This window comes from Mesorhizobium sp. M0185 (assembly GCF_040322175.1).
Lineage (GTDB): Bacteria > Pseudomonadota > Alphaproteobacteria > Rhizobiales > Rhizobiaceae > Mesorhizobium.
This window is the reverse complement of sequence record NZ_JAMYSY010000018.1, coordinates 96,586-118,757: the sequence shown is the minus strand read 5'-3', so window position 1 is coordinate 118,757 and position 22,172 is coordinate 96,586. Positions and strand designations below refer to the sequence as shown.

At 56.2% G+C, this 22,172-nt stretch carries 20 protein-coding genes and 2 pseudogenes; 2 read left to right on the top strand and 20 right to left on the bottom strand.

The features are described 5' to 3' along the window. Positions 1-311: 311 nt before the first annotated feature. The 6 genes from NKJ20_RS16750 to NKJ20_RS16725 all read right to left on the bottom strand — a co-directional run bounded on the left by NKJ20_RS16750 (position 312) and on the right by NKJ20_RS16725 (position 5,477). On the bottom strand, positions 312-635 hold the full coding sequence (locus tag NKJ20_RS16750; protein WP_352745453.1) for a calponin homology domain-containing protein: 324 nt from the start codon (positions 633-635) through the stop codon (positions 312-314). A gap of 12 nt (positions 636-647) precedes the next feature. Then, positions 648-1,082 carry a hypothetical protein gene (locus NKJ20_RS16745; RefSeq protein WP_352745450.1) on the bottom strand — a complete coding sequence of 145 codons (435 nt, stop codon included), beginning with the start codon at positions 1,080-1,082 and terminating at the stop codon, positions 648-650. Positions 1,083-1,594: 512 nt separating this feature from the next. Continuing rightward, positions 1,595-2,203: a WcaF family extracellular polysaccharide biosynthesis acetyltransferase gene (locus NKJ20_RS16740; protein WP_352745447.1), complete on the bottom strand. Its 609-nt coding sequence runs from the start codon at positions 2,201-2,203 to the stop codon at positions 1,595-1,597. Positions 2,204-2,275: 72 nt separating this feature from the next. Beyond that, the gene (locus NKJ20_RS16735; RefSeq protein WP_352745445.1) at positions 2,276-3,154 is read right to left on the bottom strand and encodes an FkbM family methyltransferase; all 879 of its coding nucleotides are present in this window, start codon (positions 3,152-3,154) and stop codon (positions 2,276-2,278) included. 47 nt (positions 3,155-3,201) lie between these two features. Next, positions 3,202-4,350, bottom strand: coding sequence for a glycosyltransferase (locus NKJ20_RS16730; RefSeq protein WP_352745444.1), 1,149 nt, complete (start codon positions 4,348-4,350; stop codon positions 3,202-3,204). Continuing rightward, positions 4,347-5,477, bottom strand: a complete 1,131-nt coding sequence (locus NKJ20_RS16725; RefSeq protein ID WP_352745441.1) for a glycosyltransferase family 4 protein — start codon at positions 5,475-5,477, stop codon at positions 4,347-4,349. The genes NKJ20_RS16730 and NKJ20_RS16725 overlap by 4 nt, the downstream gene beginning before the upstream one ends. A gap of 273 nt (positions 5,478-5,750) precedes the next feature. On the opposite strand from NKJ20_RS16725, the gene NKJ20_RS16720 reads away from it, so the two are divergent. Continuing rightward, a complete protein-coding gene (locus tag NKJ20_RS16720) occupies positions 5,751-6,611 on the top strand; it encodes a hypothetical protein (RefSeq protein WP_352745439.1) in 861 nt (286 codons plus the stop codon). Positions 6,612-6,736: 125 nt separating this feature from the next. Here NKJ20_RS16720 and NKJ20_RS16715 read toward each other — a convergent pair whose 3' ends face one another. From NKJ20_RS16715 to NKJ20_RS16680, 8 genes and pseudogenes are all read right to left on the bottom strand, one after another. After that, positions 6,737-7,789, bottom strand: coding sequence for an acyltransferase family protein (locus NKJ20_RS16715; RefSeq protein WP_352745436.1), 1,053 nt, complete (start codon positions 7,787-7,789; stop codon positions 6,737-6,739). Between the two features lie 448 nt (positions 7,790-8,237). Beyond that, positions 8,238-8,645: pseudogene (locus NKJ20_RS16710) on the bottom strand (IS110 family RNA-guided transposase); the annotation flags it as partial. Between the two features lie 170 nt (positions 8,646-8,815). Next, positions 8,816-10,114: an O-antigen ligase family protein gene (locus NKJ20_RS16705; RefSeq protein ID WP_352745434.1), complete on the bottom strand. Its 1,299-nt coding sequence runs from the start codon at positions 10,112-10,114 to the stop codon at positions 8,816-8,818. A gap of 22 nt (positions 10,115-10,136) precedes the next feature. Beyond that, positions 10,137-10,820, bottom strand: a complete 684-nt coding sequence (locus NKJ20_RS16700) for a class I SAM-dependent methyltransferase (protein ID WP_352745431.1) — start codon at positions 10,818-10,820, stop codon at positions 10,137-10,139. 48 nt (positions 10,821-10,868) lie between these two features. Next, the gene (locus NKJ20_RS16695; RefSeq protein WP_352745428.1) at positions 10,869-12,218 is read right to left on the bottom strand and encodes a flippase; all 1,350 of its coding nucleotides are present in this window, start codon (positions 12,216-12,218) and stop codon (positions 10,869-10,871) included. A 233-nt stretch (positions 12,219-12,451) separates the two neighbouring features. Then, the gene (locus NKJ20_RS16690; RefSeq protein ID WP_352745425.1) at positions 12,452-13,540 is read right to left on the bottom strand and encodes a glycosyltransferase; all 1,089 of its coding nucleotides are present in this window, start codon (positions 13,538-13,540) and stop codon (positions 12,452-12,454) included. A 269-nt stretch (positions 13,541-13,809) separates the two neighbouring features. Next, a complete protein-coding gene (locus tag NKJ20_RS16685) occupies positions 13,810-14,517 on the bottom strand; it encodes an FkbM family methyltransferase (protein WP_352745472.1) in 708 nt (235 codons plus the stop codon). A gap of 134 nt (positions 14,518-14,651) precedes the next feature. Next, a complete protein-coding gene (locus NKJ20_RS16680) occupies positions 14,652-15,245 on the bottom strand; it encodes a glycosyltransferase family protein (protein ID WP_352745423.1) in 594 nt (197 codons plus the stop codon). A 21-nt stretch (positions 15,246-15,266) separates the two neighbouring features. On the opposite strand from NKJ20_RS16680, the gene NKJ20_RS16675 reads away from it, so the two are divergent. Beyond that, the gene (locus tag NKJ20_RS16675) at positions 15,267-15,677 is read left to right on the top strand and encodes a hypothetical protein (protein WP_352745420.1); all 411 of its coding nucleotides are present in this window, start codon (positions 15,267-15,269) and stop codon (positions 15,675-15,677) included. Positions 15,678-15,703: 26 nt separating this feature from the next. Here the strand turns inward: NKJ20_RS16675 and NKJ20_RS16670 are convergent, their stop codons facing one another. The 6 genes and pseudogenes from NKJ20_RS16670 to NKJ20_RS16645 form a co-directional block, all read right to left on the bottom strand. Beyond that, positions 15,704-16,486, bottom strand: coding sequence for a glycosyltransferase family 2 protein (locus tag NKJ20_RS16670; protein WP_352745417.1), 783 nt, complete (start codon positions 16,484-16,486; stop codon positions 15,704-15,706). Next, positions 16,483-17,602: pseudogene (gene gmd, locus NKJ20_RS16665) on the bottom strand (GDP-mannose 4,6-dehydratase). The gene NKJ20_RS16670 and the pseudogene gmd overlap by 4 nt, the downstream one beginning before the upstream one ends. Positions 17,603-17,761: 159 nt before the next feature. Then, on the bottom strand, positions 17,762-19,039 hold the full coding sequence (locus NKJ20_RS16660; protein WP_352745415.1) for a sugar transferase: 1,278 nt from the start codon (positions 19,037-19,039) through the stop codon (positions 17,762-17,764). 40 nt (positions 19,040-19,079) lie between these two features. Then, positions 19,080-20,399 carry a UDP-glucose dehydrogenase family protein gene (locus tag NKJ20_RS16655; RefSeq protein ID WP_352745414.1) on the bottom strand — a complete coding sequence of 440 codons (1,320 nt, stop codon included), beginning with the start codon at positions 20,397-20,399 and terminating at the stop codon, positions 19,080-19,082. A gap of 147 nt (positions 20,400-20,546) precedes the next feature. Next, positions 20,547-21,137: a transcription termination/antitermination protein NusG gene (gene nusG, locus NKJ20_RS16650; RefSeq protein WP_352745411.1), complete on the bottom strand. Its 591-nt coding sequence runs from the start codon at positions 21,135-21,137 to the stop codon at positions 20,547-20,549. A 375-nt stretch (positions 21,138-21,512) separates the two neighbouring features. Then, positions 21,513-22,103 carry a biotin transporter BioY gene (locus NKJ20_RS16645; RefSeq protein WP_352745408.1) on the bottom strand — a complete coding sequence of 197 codons (591 nt, stop codon included), beginning with the start codon at positions 22,101-22,103 and terminating at the stop codon, positions 21,513-21,515. Between the last annotated feature and the right edge of the window lie 69 nt (positions 22,104-22,172).

The window sequence follows — 22,172 nt, the reverse complement described above, 5'->3', positions numbered from 1 at the left end:
GGCTCTGATTTGTTAATACCTCACAGCCCGTTTTGTGGGACACTATTTCAGGCTCTGTTAAAAAGTGTGACCGGGCTTTGGGGGCCCCCCTTTGGGGGCGGGGCCCCACAACAGCGCTTACTCGATATCGATGTCGGTAAGCAGCGAAGATGTATTATAGAAGTCCGGGAACGCCCCTGTCGTCGTATTGGAGTTGTTCTCAACGAGGAACGAACCGCCGGTACGTTGAATATAAGAATTGCCGCTTCGGGTCGCCCCCTTGGTTGTAAAACGGGTGTTGCCACGTATCCAGACGTTGCACCCGGTTCCGCTCAAGATCTCGATTGCTGTGACAAAGGTTCCAGTAGCGCGGGCGACCATAGCCAGGCAGTTGTGCCGGTAAAAAGGATCGCCACCAAGCGAAAAATATAATTTTTACCTGTAATTTTATCACAGGCAAGACACTCAATGACCGTGGCGTGACCGCCGATACTGAAGCCGACTTCACCTTCGCCGCAGTTGTAGGCATAGCAGTTTTCCAGGGCCGTACTGTTTCCGCCAGCAGTAGGATACTGTCGCCGCCTGTGGAGCTGAAAGAACAGCCAGACCACTTCGTTGCAAAGTGGAGATTTGCTATCCAGCCGGCCTTCTTCCATTCGAGGCAAGAACTACGAGCCTGGCGCGCAAGACTTGTAGGTCGAGCCCGCCTGCGCGGGCTGCCCGCACAGAATGCCTGCCTCGACGAGCTTTGCAGCCAGATCCGTGCCGTCGGAGGTGAGGCACTGCACGACGACGGCGTCACGGAATTTCGGCGCGACATTGCCGTCGCACGGTGTCCCCAAGCCTACGGGTTTGCATGTCAATGCGAGTCCTTGATAGTCCCGGCGCATGGACTCGGTGACCATGACCCGCATTGACGGGGGCTTGGCAAATGCGACGCCGCACAGCACGATCTTGCGGCTGGCGACCCGCAGATCGTCGATTGATTGGACGTCAAGCTTGCCATCGAACGATGTGAGAGCTGCCGCCGGCTTCGGCGCCTGCGCGCGAATATTCGTTCCCTTGTTGATGACGATGAACAGAAAGCCGCCCGCAAACAGCAACGCTATGAACCCAAGTGCTGCTACCTTCCCGATCGACAAAGGCCCTACTCCCCTTTCAATGATCAATGCGCGGCAGTTTTGGTCTTCTCGAACAAGGCTGCGAGTGCTGCCGCATAGTCCCGTCGGCGGGTCTGTGGCCCCAGCACGGCGACACTGTCGCGGACGAAGCGTTGGCGCTGCCCGGCTTCAAAGAGCCGCTCCGTCAGTGCTTACGCACGATCGGGTGCGAAGAAGAGCGATTCCGATGCCTGCTCGCGATGCAGTGGAATATCGGACAGCAACATCGGCGTGCCAACCGACTTCGCCTCTCCTCGACCGTCGTTGACCACCCCTCGAAGCCCCCTCGAAGTGGGAAGGGTTTAGCCGCGACTTCGAAATGTGACGTGATGCCGTAGTGGCTCCTACAATGTTGGATGTCGTCCGCGTATGGTCAGTTCGACCTGTCGCCGCACGGGAAAGCCTCGGTCCCCGCATCGCGACTTCGATCCCGTAGTTCGGAGGACATGACTCGATCAAGGAATTTGTCGAAGCTCGCGGCTGGCGGCGACCACTGCAGGGTTTCCCCTATAAACGGTCCAAGCTGCCAAATTGCTGGTCGCAATACTACAAATTGTCAGAACCGAACCCTCGCCGACTGTCACCCCCGGCCCCACGACAGCTTTCGCCGCTATCCAAGCTCCGTTGTCGACTTGTATTTTGCGAGTCTTCAGATCGAATGTCGGAGAATTCCAATCGTGGCTCCCGGTACACAGATAGGCACCCTGTGACAGGCAACAGTTGTCGCCTATGAAGACTGTAGCGAGATTGTCGATCCAAACCTCCTCACCAATCCAGGTGTCCGCGCCGACGGTGAGTCGCCAAGGAAATTTCACCCGCACACCCGGTTTAATAACAACACGATGCCCGATAGTTGCACCGAACAACCGCAACAGAAACCGCCGGTGCGCGCTCCCCGGCACCCAAGAACTTACGAACAGGGCAGACAGAAGCGTCCATAGCACTTCGATCGGTAGGCTACGTCCACGCTCAAATTCTGCATTACGAAAATCCCGCAGGCGGACCGCCACGCGCTGAGAAGTTCGAGCCTCATCATCTATGAAAGAAGCCATGCCTTTTTTCACTTGATGCTTCCTACATCATCCATCAATAAGATGCGACAATTCGCCCCATTGTTGTCGCTGCCGCAATCAAGATCAAAACAACCCGTCGACCGCACGTTCCCATTTGGCGATCTCCGCACGAAGAGCGTAGAGAAAGTTAGCTTGTCCGTCTCGGTGGTAACAGTCATAGCCCGCCTCCCGCAGAATACCGTCACTGAACTTGATATCAGTCCGTGTTTTTCTTGAGGGAAAAAGCAGGCCGTCGAACTCAACCAGCAATTGCTTCGGGCGAATCCCCTTTTCGATGACGTCCCGAAGAACGGAAATCTCCGCTCCTTCGATGTCAAGTTTCAGCATTTCAAGTTGCCCAATATCATTATCTTCAAGTATATCTCGAAGGGTGACAGCAGGAACGTCAATATAGCGGTCCGGCCGATCCAGTCGCTGGCCATGTTGTATATTGACTATCGAGTGAGAAACATGGCGAACGTCTTGAGGCGCAAAGAATCTAACCACCTCGCGCTTGCTCCAAATCGCCTTCTCGACCAACACGATTTGGCCTGGAAAGACGTTACTTAGATCGTAGTTTCCGTCCGATTGGGTCCCGCGGTGCCCGGACGGTTCGTCCCCCGGGCGATCTTGGCTAACACGCTGTATCACCGATGTAACGTGTTCGACTGCGCGCGGCGTCGGATCAACGACTACGACCGAACAACCAAGTTCGCTGGCCATGCTGACGTCAAAGGAAATATCCTCACCAGCCCCGCAGCTGACGATTTTGCTGCCCCGCAATGAAGGGGTTTCGAACACCGTCCAGCCTCCGTAACGAGTACCGAACCGCTTCAAAGTTAGTGTTGTCGGACTAATCTCAATCTTTGGCGAATACCACCAAATCTGAAGCTTTCTGCGCGCAGCATTCGCCAGTGGGCCAACACCCTCTTGTCGTAATTTTGTAACAATCCTGCTGATCATGAAAAACTCTATCCTTACGAATGGGCGACGTGCTGTCAGCCACGCGATCAATCGATGCAAACGCAAGGCGGCTCGGCCGTGCGATCGTTCAGCCAGCGGTACACACCCACTAAGGACTGAGCAATTGCCGGCCAGCAAAAGTCTCGGGCAACCCATTCCGCTCCACGGACACCCATGGTGTGCCGTTGCTCCGAGGTCAGTGACATAGCCTGGCGCAGTGTTGCAGATAGCGGGTCGATGCCGTGGTCGATCCACCAGCCGCAACGGTTATCCTCCAGCCCATTCCAAGGTGCTCCCTTCGTAGAGATAACAGGAGTTCCGCACGCCAGGCTCTCGGCAACCGTCAGTGCAAAATTGTCATTGAGTGTCGGCAACACGAAAATCTCTGCCTCGCGCATCAGCGCGTACTTCGCGTCACCATAAACGGGGGCTTCAAATTGGACATTCTTTAGGCCGGCACTGTGAGCTAGTTCCCGCAGTGCTTTCATGTGCCCGACCTCGTCGGGTCCAACAATTCTTAGATGCCAATTGGGAAAGCTGAGTTCGATATCCTTCCAGGCAATTACGAGGCGGTCGAGCCCTTTCTTGGGATGCACGCGGCCCAGCGAAAGAACATAGGGGCACACGGCTTTATCCGTGTGTGCACGCTTTGCCGCGCTTGGCAGCACAATCCCGTTCGGAATAATTGCAACTGGATGAGAGAGCCCATAATCTCGAACTTCCGCGTGTTCCTGTTCGCTCGTAACATGGATGGACTTGGCGGAAGCAAAAACCGCATTTTGGTAAAGTGCGCTTGTGAGCCGCTTTTTCGAGCGCGAATAACGCAATGCCGCAGCTCCTAGCATTCCATGCGGCGAGATCATGTAGGGACGGCTCGTTGAGCGGGACCACTGCAGGACAGAGCGCGACGGGTGCATCCACAGTCCGTGGACGTGAACGACATCGGGTGCCCACTCGATGACACGGCGAGCCATCTCCGGTGCATAACCGAGGGCGGCGGGTCCGAGTACCGGTAGTGCGACGGCTGGGGCGCCTGACCAGGCTTCGCGGTCGCCATCAAGCCACAGCCGATCTTCAAGCCCAAATACCGACACTTCGAGTCCAGCATCGGCCAGGTTGCGCGATAACGCCTCCACCACAACAGAAACACCACCGCCGGCTTTCGACAGCCAACTTGTCGCAAACGCCACTCTCACAACGGTGACTCCGTCTTACTTCCAGCAACAACCTGCTCAATTGCCGAGCAAAAGCGCTCCGCCATGTCGGCGGCATTGAATGTCAGGGCGGTTGTATCGGTCGCTGAACGCGACATTTCAGTCAGTAGAGTTTGATTCGCTAGTAGGGCGGCAATGGTGATTGCCAGAGAACCAGCCTCGCCTCGCTGGAACGTCACACCGTTCCTGCCAGGCTTTAAGGCCCCAATTTCGGGCATATGCGCCCAGCGGTTGTCATGCACTATGGCCGGCAGACCATAACTCAGGCCGTGTAACAAGCTAAGTCCCACGCTGCCTGGATAGACGAATACCTTGCACTGATTGGCAACAGCCGCGATTTGCTTCTCATCCACAGTGCCACCGTGCCATGCAACACGATCGGTCATACCGAGATCAGCACATCGGTTGCGCAAGCGCGCCTCGTCATGTCCGCTCCCAATCACATCCAACGTGACACCCTGACAACTGGGGAGAGAGAGCGCATCTAGTATAATGTCGAGCTCCGCCTTTGGCGTGATTCGACCAATGAATAAAAGATCGCGCGGGCGATGTGCTATCGAATAAACCGTCCGAAGGCGGACAATTTCGCCAGTTTCAATACCGTTGTTTAGTCCAAATACCGGCTTTTTCCTCCGATTGCCACCGCCAGCATAAAATTCATCAACTTCTTGTTCTGTATAAAAGACGATGGCATCTGGCACACGCATCAGGGCGTAACGGATTGCGGCGCCCCACGACCGGCTTGTGGAACTCCAATAGTGCCCCCACCAGATTGTGTGCGCGCCCAACAACAGACCCTTGAAGAGCAGGACAATGGTCGAGAGGTTGCGAGGCGCACCGCATATAACCAGTACATCGCCACGCCTGACCGCTACTGAGCTTGCACCTTCTTGCCAATCCAGTCCGAGCAGGAGCGGCCGCATGGGGCCCAAGTTGCGCTGCCAACTTGGCCTATCTTCTTCAGATAGAACGTCAGATAGAACGCCTAGCTCCCGCTGATTTGACGCATAGACAACGAAGTTTGTCCCGAGTTTGTTCGCCATACGCTCGAATAGAGCGCGCCGGTAATTCGGTATAGCAGGTTGGACGATGGTGATGCGCCGTTTCATGTCGATCGTCCCCGAATGTAACATCACCGAGGCCTATCGTTCGGACCGGCGCAATACGCGTCAAAACCTTGGTCACGCTCCGCATCCAGCGCCTCTGGAGTCGCTATACTCTCGAATGAGCTTCCCGCTATCTGCACAGATTGATCTCCAGCGTCTGCGCCTTTACCTGAGGGTAGCCTACCTCGATCACGTCCCGTGAGGACGTTGTTCGAAGCCTCCAGCTACGCTACCGTTTCTCGAGTCGTCAAGTTCAGGTTACGAGGAATTCAAACCATGCAAATTTCCGCCGCGCAAACATTTGTCAGTTGGCGAAGCCGGATACCAAATATCGTGTTCTTCAAGGCAGCATTCTGGATGGTATGCCTTCTAACGAGCTCATGGCCGGTGACGGCGGAAACGAACGCTCCGTTCAGGCTATTCGAGACTATCAACTTCGCTGGCGGCCCCGATTTCCGCTTGTTCGGCTTCGAGCATCTTACGATTGTGGACCCTCATGTTCTAGGACCGGATATTCCCGACGCCGGCCAAGTGCAGCAAGCCTTGGCACGGCCGAGGAGCAACGAATATCTCAATATAGACATTGAAAGCTGGCCCTTGGAGGGTCCGGATCAGGCATCGTCCCTCGCGAAATACCAAGAGACGCTCAGAAACTTCAGAAAGGCAGACCCGAGCGTCAAGATTGGGCTCTATAGTGTTTTGCCGATCAGGGATCATTGGAGAGCCATCGGCCACGATGGGGCCGCGGCGCTGGATGACTGGAAACAGCAAAACACCACGATCGCGTCGTCTCTCGTCCCCTATGTCGACGCGCTATTCCCCTCCCTCTACACATTTTACGGCGATAAGGACGCTTGGGTGGCCTATGCGCAAGCCAACATTGGGGAAGCACGAAGAATCGCCCGGGGGAAGCCAGTCTATTGTTTTCTATGGCCGCAGTTTCACAAGACTCTTGCTTTTCTGCCGGGCGACCTTTGGTATTCCCAGCTGGATACATGCAGGAGGCTAGCCGACGGAATCGTTGTATGGGGGACCATCGGCAGCAATTCGCCCTATCGGCCAGCGAAATGGGATGAAAAAGCGGAGTGGTGGCAAGCTACGCTGAGATTCCTTCGGGAGCAGGGCAAGACTCTGTAGGCTGAATTATGTGTCACGTGGGGCAGGCTGAGTGACCGGTTTGGAGCCATATCCCAACGTCGAATCGTCCATCACTATACCAATTCAAGAGCTCCACGCGGAGAAGCTACGCGGAACGACGGTGTTCAAGCCACGGCCACTTTCTTGGGCGGCCTTGGCCGGGAAAGCCTCGCCAGAGGCTTCTCGACATAAAGGTGGGCAAAGACCCCGGCGAGCATGCCGGCGCAGACCAAGAAGGGAGCGGCGGCGAGGGCCGGAACCGACATTAGGATCAGAACGCGGGTGATCGCAGAGATTACCAGATAGTGGACGAGGTATATCGAAAACGTGGCGTCGCCCAAAAGGCAAAGCAGCCTGTTCGGCCTGAATGGGAAGTTCCTTTCATGCGTCGCGAAGCCCCATATCGCGACAGCGGCGCTTAAGCCGTAGGCCAAGAAAGTTCCTTGTGTCATTCCGTTAACGGCCGCAACCCAAGTGGCGAAATACAAACACGTCGCCACAATGGCCACGGGCAAGCCCCAATTTTTAATGGCCACGGGCAAGCCCCAATTTTTCTTCTCTGCCGTGGACAACAAAAGAGCTGCGGCCATGCCGAAGAGAAATATCAAATTGATAGGATTAAAAACCGTAGCGATAAAAGACGTGTTGCTCGTCGTGAAAGCTCCGAACGCGCTAATTCCCAACCATGCGGCCAGAATGCCCAGGCCGAACTTTCTCGAAACGATTGTCGTGAGGAAGAACGCGTAAAAGGCCACTTCGTAAAAGAGGGTCCATGCCACGGCCAAGTTGCCTTGGGCTCCGACAAACGGGATCAGAGTGAAAATTCCCCCCACAGCGGCCGTTGAGCCGTAATGATCTGATCCGGTGCCGCCGCCCATGAAAAGATGCCCGAACGCGGTAGCACCTGCCACGACCCAATACATGGGATAAATACGGGCTGTCCGCTTCTTGATGTATTTCCACGCCCTGCTTGGATCGCCGATATCGTTGCGATGGGTGTATGCAATGATAAATCCGCTAAGCGCAAAAAAGAAAAAGACGCCGCTTTTCCCTTGGGTCAGCCACTCCCCGAAAGGGGTTTCGCCCCAATATTTCGGCGACCTAACGATCAGGTCGACGTGATAGACGAGGACCATGAACGCCGCGAGAGCCCGGCCATATTGTAGAGAAACGATCATTGCGCGCCTCTTAACCAACGCAACCCGCCGTCTGCGCAAGCGCGACAAAAACGCCCGCATGGCAAAATAGTCAATCCCTGCAAATCAGAGCTTTATCAATAGGCCGCAACTTTTGCGCGTGGCGCTCACGCTCGTTTCGAAATTCGAAGGCGGATGGTCGGACGATCCGGTCTATCATTTTGTTTTAGCAGCATTTCTGCGACGCAAAGTGATTCCATGTGTGGATGCCCCCGGTTTTGCAAGTGGTTTTGAACAGCGCAGAGCATGCGATCGAGTGCGGTCATGTTTCAGGCCTCACAATTGCGGCTCGTTGACATGGCCGCGGGCCGATATGGAGATGCGCGGATCAGGTTCCAAATCACTGTGGGCGAGCTCGTGCCTCCGTGAATCACACTGGCCTTCCTGGTCCCGATCTGATCGATCATTTGCCCTTACCGTTCGCGACCTCCTCGGCCAGATGACCGCGTAGCGCATTGATCAACTGCGTGCGTTGGCGCACCAGCAGGTCGCGTGCGCGGAAGATCATCGCCCGGGCCTGCTGCTCCTCACTCTTCACGGCAACAAAGCGCATGGTCGGGCGCGATGCGGCTTCCGCGATGGGTTCGGCATCCGCCGCGTCATTCTTGTGCCGCTTCACGAAGGGCTTCACGTAAATTGGCGGGATCAACCGGACGGTGTGCCCCAGCTTCATGATCTCGCGTCCCCAGTAGTGCGACGTCGCGCAAGCTTCCATAGCCACGAGGCAGGCCGGCTGCCGGCTCAGGAACGCCAGAAACTGCGAACGCGACAGCTTCTTGCGAAAGACAACCGACCCCTCAGCCGCGGCGCCATGAACCTGAAAAGCCTTCTTTGCCAGGTCAACGGGTCAACGGCGATAATGTTAACTTCCTTCATGGATGCCCTCTCCGTGTTGGATGATTCCGACATCACCAATTTGGCACATTGCGATGCCGTCGGGTGGGGGCATCCACTCCATCACTTGGCTGCAAAAAAATCCCAGCCCATCGAAACAGCGACGCTCGAATCCTAATAAACCCTAATCTCCGCATTGCCCGTTTTGGCAAGAAATCCCTGATATCCATACCAGAACGATATCGTCAGAGCGGAGGTAACCCAGAAAAGCGAATTTCCCCATAGGCTGCCGCTTGCCATGCCGGCGATCGCTTCCCTGATAAATAGCACCGCAGCCAGCACGGCAGCGAGCGGGAATTTGCCGGATCGAATGATACCAACCGTCGATCTGAGCGCCAAAACTATGTGAGCCGCAAACGGCAATGATCCCAGCGCCCCCATCGCCATCAGGGATTCAAGATAAATGTTGTGGGGATAGAAATTGAACTGCATCTCGACAGCATAACGCCCGAACAAAGGGTCTTCTTGGAACTGCCGCCAGGCCCCAGCGTACAGTTGGCTGCGTATCATTGTCGATTGATCGGCATCCACGTTGATCGTTTGAAGTCTCGCTATGACAACGTCGATGAGCTCCACGCCGCTGGTCGCCAAAATTGCCATGGCGACAACCAATGCTCCCAACACGGCGAACACTCTTTTTGAGCCTTTAAGCAACAGTATGTAGACTAATAGAGCCCCCGCGCCAGCAATGTATGCACCGCGAGACTTGGAAAATACGACCGCCAACAATAGCATCGGACCAAGTATAACAGACTGGATAGTTAATTTCTTTGTCTTTCCCAACACAAGGAAAAAGTATATCAAAAATGCGAAACCCGTATGCCCCATTGCAATCGGGTTGATTTTGTCGAGGGACATCCTTTCATCCTGACTCATGAACAGCATATCCCTGTTTAGGTACAGTCCAACGAGAAAAATGACGCAAAGAATATTCATAACGAAAATCAGATCTGAATTTCTTATCGCCCTGTCCATCGACGCGATAAGAAGTGTAGAGCCGACACCGGTTACCAGGAAGATGCCAAACACCATCATAGGGCCCGGCGAAATGTTTATCGAAGATAAATAAACATTCTCCACAAGTCTACACAGATACAGTACGAAAAATAACTTCATTGGAATAAGCGCGGCCGTTGACGACTTCAACTTTGCTGGAAGAAGTACATAGGAGCCGATAGTTATCAGAGCAATGGCCAACCTTACCAGGATCGACCCAGTACTGCCTTCTGGATCAAACTTGTTTACCAAACCAGCGAAAGCATACACGCCGCCGATCGCGAGCGCGAAGGCTGCTGCTGGAGAAAACAAAATTCGCCGGTCAACGTAACCCCTCAAGTGCGCAAGTCGATGACCAATGCCTCCTCGAGTGAAACCGGCGGATGCGCCGTAGCGAAGGTTGGCTCTCTGAATCATGAGACTGGTCGCACCTCAGCAATCACACAGTGAAGTGTGCCACGCCGTGGACACCGCGGGCTATGTTCCCTTTAGAAAAAAAGGAGAGAAATTTGATGCCGAAGAGATCGGCCCAAAGCCGCAATATCTGTTTTTCGCCAAGGCGATGGATATCGTCGAGAAACACGGCGTAATCTGGCGCGAGTTGCGCCTGGAGTGCCGGAAGTGCGGGGTAGCGCGCCAGTTCATATCCAGTCTTGTAGGCAGGCGGACCATCGACAAGCACACAATCGACCGACAGATCCTGCACAGCCGCTGCAACGGCCGCTTGATCATACCAGTCCAAGCCATTCTTGCTCAAGGTGCAAGGTCCTAATGGCGCGTGAACGACCGAGGCGAATTCGGACAGGTTCAGTGCTGCGAGCCGATCTTCAACGAATGTTGCCCATTCCGCGTCGCTCTCGAAGCTGACAATCCGGCCCCCAAGCCGTGACAGGATTTGGGCAATGTAGACCGTCGAAATACCACTTCCAAATTCCACGATTGTCTTGCGGGAATTGATTTCAATTTCGTTGAGCACCACCTGCAGGGCTGAAGGAAGAAGGGACGCATCGGACCACGGCATGTACGGGAGACCCAACCGAGATAACTCGACGGCGGCTCTCGTATTGTTCGAAGCTTGCGCAAAGTGGTTCCACTTTGTCGCCATTCTGTTCAACACCGTCATGCGCTCATAGCTCCGCTTTTGCTTCTGGTCTGTCTTGGAATTGCCCGGTCAGGCATAGGCGCTTCGTTTTACAAACTTCAAAAATTCTTTGGGAGCCCGCCACGGCTTCAACACAGAGCGCGACATCATCATGAAAACCGGCCTCGTTCGGCGCGGGATGGCCAAGGTGAGGTAGGAGGCCGTCGCGTATGAGAGGAACGTAGCAAGAGCGGCACCCACACTCCCATAATGGGGGATGAGTAGGAGGTTAAGCGCCACGTTGGTCAGCGCGCCCAGGCCTTCAGTGATAAGGAAGAATGTCGCGCCACCTTTTATGATCGTCCATCGCGTGAATGCGATCCGCATGAAATAAAACGGCGCAGACAGGACATGGACCAGCAGCACCGGGATCGATGCCTCGTACTGAGCTCCAAAAAAAAGGCGGATAATAGGACCGCCCAACAGGAGCATCGTCGCGATAAGGCCAAGCCCTGCCAGCCACAAGACGTCGAAAACCGCCTGAAGCCGCCTGTCAAACAAATCTTGATCGGTTTTCGCGGACTCGATCAGCTTAGGAAACACACTGGCGACCAACGCGGCCGGCACGAAGTATGCTGCTTCGGACAGGGCGGCTGCGACTGCATAGGTGCCAACCTCTGACGGCCCTGCCAGCCAGCGAAGCATGATCATGTCGATCTTCAGGTAAATGAGCGCAAAGATGGACCCAAGGAAAAGCAGCCAGCTCTCTGAGAGCAGGGTCTTGGCCAATGCCGGTGAGAACCGCAATGCCGATAAAGGCGGACCTTTCTGCTGCTTGTAAAAGCGGAGGGAGAGCGCGGCCGTGATCAAGACCTGGACCACATTTGCAGCAGCAAACGCCACTACTCCAGCGCCTGTCCACACAAGCCCTAGTTTCCCCAGGCCGACCATCAGCGTCGATATGCTGGAGGAGACGGCATTGTACCGGGCCTGAACGCGAGCGTGGAACCAGAGTCCGAGGAACGCGGACAGCGCCGCCAAGGGTATGAAGGCGGCGGCCCAAAATAACAATATACGCTCCGTCGAATGCATGCTGACAGACAGCGCATAAACGACCAGACCTGTGGCTCCGAGCAAATGCCCAGCGAACTTCAAAACGAACACGGTGCCGAGTACGCGTGGCACGTCATCGGGGCGGTTGACGATTTCTCGAATGACCAGCCCGTCGAGCCCAAGTTGTCCGGCGACCGCAAAGAGGAGTGCCAAAGAGAATGCGTAGGAAAGTAATCCAAAATCGCTAGGCCCGAGATAGCGCGCCACCGCGGCAGCCACAAAAAGCGTCATCAAACTCGTTAGCAGCTTCTCAGCAATCAACCAGAGTGAGTTTGAAATGTATTTCCAATATCGTCCGACAAAACCTGACAATTTCTGGAGCATCATGAAGCTCTTATGTACGGCACAATCGAGGTCTCGCGGTACGCGGGCCGCGCGTGATCACCGGATGGCATAACAGCCGCCCACCTCTTGACTAGCACCCCTCAGCCTTTGCGGCACACAAAATTCCTTTCGCCTCGCCACAAGGCTTTAACGTATTCATTTTTAGCCTCCGACAAAGAATCTAATCAGCGCACAGTCTGTTCTTATTACGTCGCGCCTCAGGCCACCGACGGCCGCTAACTGGCACTTAGCAGGGATTCATACAGGTCGATATAGCGATGGGCGATAGCCTCTGGTGAATATCTGTCGATCACGGCGCTGCGTGCGCTCACTCCAACACTCCTTAATAATGCAACTGGCAGGGCGCGTGCTGTCTCAACAGCAGCCACTACCGCGTCAGCATCACCGTGCTTTGCCAACCACCCGGTCTGCCCGTGGCTAATGATCTCCTCGGCTGGCGTTTTGATGAGCCCGATTACAGGAGTTCCACATGCCATCGCCTCGACCGTGACCTTGCCGAACGACTCCTGAAGTGAGGGCATCACGAACACGTCGGCGGCCGAATATATCTGGTTGAGAATGACATCGTCGCGGATGAGGCCAAGACCTGTGCAGTTTTCAGGCGCCGGATCGACTAGTTCTGCAAGTCCGTTGCCAAACAAACACCAGTGAACTTTTTTGTCATCTCGATAAACGTTGAGCATGTGACGCATAATATCCGCGCCTTTGCGCGGATCGGCCAGATTCAAAGCACCGGAGGCGATTATGAATGTGTTCGCTGGGAGCCCCAATGCGCTACGCGCCTGCGCCTTGTCCATCGCTCGAAGCTGGCTCATTTGCACACTGTTGGGGATGACATGTATAGTGCGCCCGCACAGGACCGTACTCTTTCGGGCCTGCTCGGCGATCGTCTCGCTAATCGCGACGAATACCGACTGTGGCCCGTAGTGCTCGGCTTTGAATGCAACATCGTCGGATGTGATCCTCTCGCCTCCTCCACCCAAGAGTGGGCACTGGCCACAACCACTGGCATATTTCTCGCAGGCACCAGAGAAGTGACACCCGCCAGTGAACGGCCACATGTCGCGAAGCGTCCAGACTACCGGCCGCTTTTCATGTCTGATCGCGCGCCAGAATGCCGGCCCAAGCGTCGGTGCGTGGGCCCATTGGACATGGATAACGTCAGCTTTCCGATATTCACGCGAATTGTGGAGGTGGAGGCCGTGGGAAATAGGGTGGAAATTCGGTGGGATCTCGCCGAACCGGCGCATTAAATGCCACATGTAGAAACGGTTCTTAACACCAACAGGCAGACGTTGCAGCAAGGGAACTCTTCTAGCGAACAAGTCCTCCGGAAGGTCTCGCTCAACCCTCCCTAGGATGCGTGAACGAACTCCTGCATCCAATAAGGCTTCGTGCACAGCGCGGATTCCTCGACCCGCACCAGTGTTGAGCGCGCAGCCGACTATCTGGACAACATTCATGGGATTCGAACAATCTGTGCGGCAACCGTCCCACTCGTCGCTTTGATGTTTGGAAAGCTCCTGATTGGATCTGGGTTCACTCTCAAACCAACTTGCACATTGTTCAACTTTCAAGTCTGGCTTTCGCGAAAATACAGTGCATCAATCTGGGTTAAGCGCTGCGTCCGCGGGTTTCGATACCCTTGCCAGACATCCCACAATTCGAACCCACCGCCGGCAATGAGTTGATGCACCTCCAGAGCTGTCGCTTGCCCCGCATAGAGTTCGACCAGCGACAGTTCCGACAGGACGCCTCGCAGTTGCGGCAGGACGGCGGAAGCACCTGCAAGAACGGCCGCTTCAGCGCCCTGCACGTCAAGTTTCAAGAACGCTCGTTTACCGGCGAGGTCGATCATATTGGCGAAAGCATCGAGCCGCTCTGTCTCGATCTCGATCCGTTTGGCGACGGCCACTCGAGGAGTATGCTCAACAAACGACTCGCGCGGCTCGTGCAACGAACTGCTCGTCGCTGCCTCCGTGACGTGGAACGTCGCCGTCCCTGTAGTGTCGCTCAGCGCAACAGCCGGTCCGACCGTCCAGCGCCCGTCAAACGCCTTGGCCGTGCGTATGAGTTCGGAATGCGCGTCTGGGAGCGGTTCGAACGAAATCATCGAACCTTGGTATCCCGCCGCAAACAGCATCGTGCCGAACTGGCCTTTGTTGGCACCAACGTCGATTACGAGATCGATTTCGTGCATGTGAAGAAAATGCACAAGACGCAAATCATCGCGCGAATTAATGCCATTCAGGCGCACGTCGAACCCGAACCGCCGCCCCACGTCACGCAATGATATCTTCGCCTTGGGACCCAAGAGGTGTAACATGATCAGCCTTTATCTCAATCGTCAGCACTTATCATTGCAGCCTGCCAAATACCGGCTATCAGCGGTATTGACGCACATCCGCCTGCAGGTCAAAGGGCCGCGCGGATTTTCTGGACAAAATCGGACCGCCACCCGCCAACGATTTCACCCAGCCGCTCGGGCTTGTCAGATCGATTGGCTGCGGCAGTTGCAATATGGGCGGCAGCGTCAACGGTATCGCCATAAGCTAGACATATTGGCGCAACCACACCTTCTTGCGCATATTTCTCAAGATACGCGCCCTTACGGATGATCGGACGCGTGCCCAATTGTATGCTTCGCCCGAATATACCCGAGGCCTGATCGTAGTCCGGCCCGTAGCAGCACCAGGCGAAATCGCAGGTTTTGTACAGGCTCAGGAGTTCGTCGTCCGACACGAACCGGTCAACTACCATTCCGCCGGCAGCAATCAAACGAGCGCAGTCCCCGTCACAGGCCGGATCGACGCGCCCCGCAGCAACCACAAAAACATCTTTAGCGAGGTCTGGGTGGTCGGAAAAAACATCGACCAAGAATCCGAAGCCCTTTGATTTTCTCACGCTGCCCAGGAAGCACAAAATTGCGCGCCCGCCAGCCGCGGCCAGCACGTCGCGTGACAGCTGGCTGGTTTCGGTAAGCGCCGCGCCATCATGAACGTCCCACATCTGGGGGTCGTGCACCCACCCGTGGGCGACCTGGGCAAATCTGCGATCGAATTTGAACGGCAAAATCGTAAAGAGCGACAGTCCAGGCAGATACCGCAAGCACCGGAAAATCCATCTCTTGAGGCGGCTAACGAGCCTTCCGTTCGCGAAGCAACCGGACGGCCTCAGAAAAAGCCCAACCGTCCGCCGTCCGATCAGCGATCTTGCCAACGTAACTGCTATAAAACCAACGTAATCGTCATCTATGGTGCCAAACAGGAGGTGGCGGGCCCGAACCATATCAAGCCACAGCCGAGGTCCAAGGCGTCCTGTTACCGGTTCGAGGTCAAAGAGGCCGGCAAGGAGATCCCGATAGAATTGGCGATGGCCATTTGGAGCAGAGACGTGAGCGTAATCGCGCTTCACCTCTGGATCGACCTTCGATGCATTTGAACTATCTAACGAAACCACTGTTCAATTTACTCCGCGCGGCTTTGCTTGGCGGTGCTGCCACCCTCAATGCCGAAAAACTGCCCCAATTTCCGCACCGGCTTGGCAACAAGCGCATAGTCGATCGGACCGGAACTCAGCCATTGGCGTCGCGACCGCAATGCTTCCAAATTGTGCCCGATGTAAGCGCCCAAGCTCCTCGTGCTGGCCCCGCCGACCATCATGTCCACCAAGACGTGGCCGGAGGCAGCGATTCGGAAACCGTGGAGTTCAACAGCTCTCAACATCCAATCATAATCCGATGCAACTTTGAGGCTGAGGTCGAATGCACCGACCGCGTCCGCAACCTTTCGCTTGACGTAGAACGTTGGATGGGCCGGCATCCATCCGGCCCGAAAACCCTTGGCGGGTCGGGCCGCGGCACGCCAACGCCGTACGACGCGCTTGCTCAGATGGTCTTCGACGAAATCCAGGTCGCCATGCACGATATCGGCCTGTTCGAGCCCTGCCGAGATCCGCTCCAGCGCCGCACGATCGTGAAAGCAATCGTCTGAATTCAGCACGCCTACCGCGTCTCCGGTATAGAGGCGCAACCCCTTGTTGAGCGCATCATACATCCCGCTGTCGGGCTCGCTGACCAGCCGGATCTCTTCCTGTGGGTAAGACCGGACTATTGCCAGCGTCTCGTCCGACGAATTGCCGTCGATGATCACCAGCTCCTTGGCGCCATGATCCTGGGCCAGGAAGCTGTCGATCGTATACCTGATCGTCACCGCCGAGTTCCAACAGACGGTCAAGACCGAGATTTTCATGTCAACCGGGTCCGAGGCTGCTCACTGGGCCGCAACGCGTATCCGATCTTCGTCAAGACGCCGGTGCTCGGATTCCCGCTTTACCGTTTCGAGGTCGGACTGGACCATTTCCTGGACCATTGTTGCCAGCGACGTCGTCGCCTTCCACCCGAGAACGCGCTCCGCTTTCGAGGCGTCGCCGATCAGAAGTTCTACTTCGGTGGGTCTGAAATAGCGCGGGTCCACCTCGACCAGAACGGCGCCGGATTTCGCATTGATGCCTTTTTCATCTATGCCGGAACCAACCCATTGGATCTCGGTCCCAACCTCATTGAATGCAAGCTCGACGAAGCGACGGACCGAGTTCTTCACTCCGGTTGCAAGGACATAGTCGTCGGGTACGTCGTTCTGAAGAATTCTCCACATGCCCTCGACATAGTCGCGGGCATGCCCCCAATCCCGCTCGGCTGACAGATTGCCGAGATAGAGCTTGTCTTGAAGGCCGAGGCTTATGGCGGCAGCCGCGCGCGTGATCTTGCGGGTGACGAACGTCTCGCCGCGCATCGGGCTCTCGTGGTTGAAGAGGATGCCGTTGGAAGCATGGATATCGTAAGCTTCGCGGTAATTCACTGTGATCCAGTAGGCATAGATCTTGGCAGCCGCATAAGGCGACCGGGGATAGAAAGGCGTCGTCTCCCGCTGCGGGATCTCCTGCACCTTGCCGTAGAGCTCGGACGTCGATGCCTGATAGAAACGCGTCTTTTTTGTCAGGCCAAGCAGCCGGATGGCTTCGAGCAGCCGCAATGTACCGATTGCGTCGGCATTCGCCGTATATTCCGCGGTCTCGAAGCTCACCTGGACATGCGATTGTGCGGCGAGATTATAAATCTCGTCTGGCTGCACTTCCTGGACGATGCGGATGAGGTTGGTGGCATCGGTCATGTCGCCATAGTGCAGCGACAGTCTTACGTTCTTTTCATGCGGATCCTGATAGAGATTATCGATGCGACCCGTATTGAACGACGACGACCGCCGCTTGATGCCGTGGACATCATAGCCCTTTGCCAAGAGAAGTTCCGCCAGATAGGCGCCGTCCTGGCCGGTGATGCCGGTAATGAGCGCGGTCTTCCTAGTCATTGTGCTTTCTCCGAGGTCGATACGACGGTATTTTCAACGCTGATCAGCGTGACGTCAGACATTCCAAATATCCCTTTCAAAAAAGCTGGTGCTTATCCCCATCTGTAGCGCTCGTGAGTGCTGGTTTGGCTGTGTCGACTAGCGATCTTTGCCGCTTTGTCAACGCGCGCCAAATCCCGTCAGCATGGTTCGGATGGTACGAAACACGATCAGCACGTCGAGCCAAGGGGAGAAATTCTTGATGTAGTAGAAGTCGTAGTGAAGCTTTTCCAGGACGTCGTCCACGGCTGCAACATGGCCCTGGTTGACTTGCGCCCATCCGGTAATGCCGGGCCGAACGATGTGACGGTAGCGATAGAATGGCAGCTCCGCCTCGTACCATTTCGACAGTACAAGTGCTTCGGGCCGTGGTCCGATCCAGCTCATCTCGCCGCGCAGGATGTTGAAGGCCTGCGGCAACTCGTCGATCCTGGATTTTCTCAAGAACTGCCCCAAACGGGTGATGCGTGTATCGCCGGGCTTCGTGATGGCCGCTTCCTTCTCGTCGACAGCTGTATCGCTGAGCATCATCGTTCGAAACTTGTAGACCTCGTAGGGATGCCCTCGGTAGCCCATTCGCTTCTGTCTAAACAGCGCAGGTCCAGGCGAATCGATCTTTACGGCAATTGCGACGAACAACAGCAATGGCGAGAAAACAACAAGCACAAATAACGCGGAAGCCCAGTCTATCGCCTGCTTTATTTTCAGATAGGCCTGGTTTGGGTTCAGGGAACCCAGTGTATTTTCAGAAAGATGCTCGATTTCTACCCTGCCGGTGAGCGATTCGCTGATTTGCTTGACATGGTAGACCGGCGTTCCCGAGAGAGCGCGATCGGCGATATACCGCTCCCACTCATCCGAAAGATCGGCTCGAAGATCGGCCACCACGCCGCTCGCGTGCTCGACAACCGTGCTGGTCGAATGAATCCTGTGCCAGCTCACACCTGGTACACTCTCCAGCCTGTCGACGTCTCCGCCGGGAATTATCGCCAGCCGGTATACATCCAGCCTACGCGTCGCCAGGCTCAAGCCAAAATACCACAATGTCGACTGAATAAAGCTCGCTGCCGCCTGGAACCGGCTGTAGTCGAATCTGAAAAAGAAGATCGTCGCGAACACAAGGCCGTAGGTCAGGGCGAAGGTTGGCAGGATGTAGCCAGCCGCTGCAACGCCCGGGAAATTGCCGATGCGCTTATAAAACAGATAGCCTGTCGTATGGGCGATGAATGCCGCGAAGATCGTAACCTGCATGTTCGATTGCCAGATCACTTGTTGATCAACCGACAGGCGTAACAACGCCGGCAGCAGGATGGCGAATGTCAATCCGCCAAGCAGCTGAAAGCGCATCCGGAGCAGGAGATGCCGTTTGTTGGGTAAATGGATGGTGGTGGCGATCAATTTGAATCCCGCGAATCAGGCCCCATGAAAACCTGGATGTTCACCTGACAAGATGCCGCTCTCGGCCAACGCTGGAATAGGCTATGCCTTCCCTCACGACGTCCTCGCCGCGATAGACGTTTCGCAGGTCGACCATCACCGGCGTCGCCATGACTGCACGAAGCCGCTTCAGATCCAGTGACCGAAACGCATTCCACTCGGTGACGATGACGATCGCGTGCGCGCCGTCGGCCACCGCGTAGGCGCTTTCCCCGAATTCAATGCCCTCGATCATCTTGCGCGCGTGCTCCATGCCGACCGGATCATAGGCCTTGATCGAAGCGCCTGCATCCTGGAGTGCCTGAATGATGGCCAATGAGGGGGCATCGCGCATGTCGTCGGTGTTCGGCTTGAACGTAAGGCCAAGGATACCGACAGTCTTGCCGCGCACAGAGCCGCCGCAGGCCTCAACCACCTTGCGCGCCATCGCCCGCTTGCGCTGGTCGTTTATCGAGACCGTCGTTTCAATCAGCCGCACCGGGCTTGCCGCGTCCTGCGCGGTCTTGACCAGTGCCAGCGTATCTTTCGGGAAACAGGAGCCGCCATAGCCCGGTCCAGCGTGAAGAAACTTTGCACCGATGCGGTTGTCCATGCCGATGCCGCGCGCGACGTCCTGCACATCGGCCCCCAACCGCTCGCAGAGATCGGCAATTTCGTTGATGAAGGTGATCTTCATGGCCAGAAATGCGTTGCCAGCATATTTGGTAAGCTCAGCCGTACGCCGGCTCGTATAGAATATCGGCGCGACATTCAACGAGAGTGGACGGTAGATCTCGCCCATGACGGCTTTGGCCCGTTCTGCATCGGTCCCGACAATGATGCGGTCGGGCCGCTTGAAATCCTCGATGGCCGATCCTTCGCGAAGAAATTCCGGATTGGAGACCACCGCAAAATCGGCGGCGGAATTTTGCTCGCGGATGATCCGTTCCACCTCATCGCCGGTACCGACAGGGACGGTCGATTTCGTCACCACGACCGTAAATCCTTTGAGCGCGCGGCCAACTTCGGCGGCCGCATCGTAAACGAAGGACAGATCGGCGTGCCCATCGCCACGCCGCGACGGCGTGCCGACGGCTATGAAGACGACATCCGATTGAGAAACGGCATCGGCCAGATTGTCGTCGAAACGCAAGCGACCTTGCGCGGCATTCGTGGTGACGAGGTCGTCGAGCCCTGGCTCATAGATCGGTATCTTGCCAAGTTTGAGCATGGCAAGCTTTTCCGCATCCCGGTCGACGCAGCAGACCTGATGGCCAAAGTCGGCGAAACAGGCGCCCGAGACGAGCCCTACATAGCCGGCACCAATCATTGTTATCCGCATATCGCGTACTCTCATCAGCGCCGACGAGACGATCTCGTCAGACAGCGCCTAGTCCCACCGAAGAACGGCTACCGCACTCCCGGGTGAAAACCCGAGAGCCGATCCTACAACAATTTGCATCGCCTCGCCGCACCTCGATGCTTACGACTATGCGATGGCGACGAGATCCCTGGTATCAAGGTCGACAGGTATCTCGCCATTCATGATCGCAATCAGAACCCGAGCCCTTCCGGCTGGATCGAGCCGGTCAAGGCGACCGATCATTTCGGCGAACGGGCCGGAAAGGATCCGAACCGAAGCACCGGCTGCGAGGCCGCCACTGAAGTCGAGCAGGCCGTGCCTGCCGGTCAACGCAATGAAGCGCTCTACCAGACCGGAGGGGACAGGCAAAGGCCGGTCGCCTTGCATGACGAGGGAGCGCACACCGAACGTTCCGTTGATCGAGCGCCAACGTTGCAGCGCGACGTCAAGGGCGATGAACATATAACCCGGGAAATAAGCTGCGGACCGTGTTTCGAGCCGCCGGGCATGACGCACGGTTTTCTCGCAGCGAGGCACAAAGGGCTCGAATCCCTGGATCCGGAGATGCCGCTCTGCGACATGCTCCTTCCCGGGAAAGACGCTGGCCGCATACCAGCGCGTTGCCGGCGCGGCGGTCGACTCAGGCGACAGGGCTGTTGCCTTGCTCGTTGTTTTTTCCGCGCTACTCACGTGTCTTCCTTCGGCGGTCGGCGGCATGATCTCAGGTCAACGGTTACGACAGTGTGTGGATACCAGCAAGCAACCAAGCCACTAGAGTCAAGGCGGTTGGGTTAAGAATTTCCTACACATTGTCCAGAAATTTAGCTGTGCCTAAATAATCACCGAGCCGCTTTCTTTTTCAGCTGGCTGAGATGCTATGTCGAGCAATTTATTTCCATGCGTAGGTGCTTGGTTACGCTGGTCGTGACGAATCGCCCGTTGGTTCTGGTACTTAGTCCGTCGACTTGAAGCTAATGTGACGGATGGCATCGCGCACAAGCCTGCCGCCAGCGACAAAGATCCTGCACGGGCACACCAACTACGGCGAAAAATCACTGTCGCGCAGAACAGGTTATCACCGCTCGACCGGCTTCACGAACGCTTCAACAGCGACCAGACAGCCGGCACCAGGCTCGCGGCCAGCGCAACCTTGATCAGGTCGCCGACGATAAAGGGCACCACCCCGAACTGCCAGGACTTTTCCGGGCCGATCAACAGCGCCAGCCAGGCAAAGCCCATTGCCATCATGACGATCTCGGCCACCAGCATGGCATTGAAGAGCTTGATAGGATGGCGATCCCAGCCACGGTCGGCAGCCCAGCCGACGATCGCTGCCATGACGACGAAGCCGGCTAGATAACCGCCGGTCGAACCGAGCATGTAAGCGATACCGATGCCCTTTTCGGGCGTGCTCTGGAAGACCGGAAGGCCCAACGCGCCCTCGGCCATGTAGAGAAGCAGCGTAGCGACGCCAAGGCGCATGCCGAAAGAGGCAGCGATCAGGAAGACGGCGAGCGTCTGCATCGAGATGTCTACCGGTCCGAGCATGACCTTGGTCTTGGCAGACAAGATCAGCAGCAACGTTCCGGCGATCGCCAGCAAAAGCTGTCCTGCCAGCCGGGCCGCGCCCTTTTCAGGCAAAGCGAGAGAAATGAGCGGACGCATCGTCGTTGCAATTGCCATAGTCTTCCCCGTTCCGGATTGCCGCCGAACGCGGCCTTGCGTTTTCCTATATTGGCTTCCGTGCTATGC

Bases quoted from the DNA above. Each gene is read 5' to 3' on its own strand.
- NKJ20_RS16735 (WP_352745445.1), bottom strand. From the start codon at position 3,154: ATGATCAGCAGGATTGTTACAAAATTACGACAAGAGGGTGTTGGCCCA.
- NKJ20_RS16705 (WP_352745434.1), bottom strand. From the start codon at position 10,114: ATGATTCAGAGAGCCAACCTTCGCTACGGCGCATCCGCCGGTTTCACT.
- NKJ20_RS16750 (WP_352745453.1), bottom strand. From the start codon at position 635: ATGGAAGAAGGCCGGCTGGATAGCAAATCTCCACTTTGCAACGAAGTG.
- NKJ20_RS16695 (WP_352745428.1), bottom strand. From the start codon at position 12,218: ATGATGCTCCAGAAATTGTCAGGTTTTGTCGGACGATATTGGAAATAC.
- NKJ20_RS16670 (WP_352745417.1), bottom strand. From the start codon at position 16,486: ATGAAAATCTCGGTCTTGACCGTCTGTTGGAACTCGGCGGTGACGATC.
- NKJ20_RS16725 (WP_352745441.1), bottom strand. From the start codon at position 5,477: ATGAAACGGCGCATCACCATCGTCCAACCTGCTATACCGAATTACCGG.
- NKJ20_RS16680 (WP_352745423.1), bottom strand. From the start codon at position 15,245: ATGTGGGACGTTCATGATGGCGCGGCGCTTACCGAAACCAGCCAGCTG.
- NKJ20_RS16720 (WP_352745439.1), top strand. From the start codon at position 5,751: ATGCAAATTTCCGCCGCGCAAACATTTGTCAGTTGGCGAAGCCGGATA.
- NKJ20_RS16645 (WP_352745408.1), bottom strand. From the start codon at position 22,103: ATGGCAATTGCAACGACGATGCGTCCGCTCATTTCTCTCGCTTTGCCT.
- NKJ20_RS16715 (WP_352745436.1), bottom strand. From the start codon at position 7,789: ATGATCGTTTCTCTACAATATGGCCGGGCTCTCGCGGCGTTCATGGTC.
- NKJ20_RS16700 (WP_352745431.1), bottom strand. From the start codon at position 10,820: ATGACGGTGTTGAACAGAATGGCGACAAAGTGGAACCACTTTGCGCAA.
- nusG (WP_352745411.1), bottom strand. From the start codon at position 21,137: ATGCCGCCGACCGCCGAAGGAAGACACGTGAGTAGCGCGGAAAAAACA.
- NKJ20_RS16655 (WP_352745414.1), bottom strand. From the start codon at position 20,399: ATGCGGATAACAATGATTGGTGCCGGCTATGTAGGGCTCGTCTCGGGC.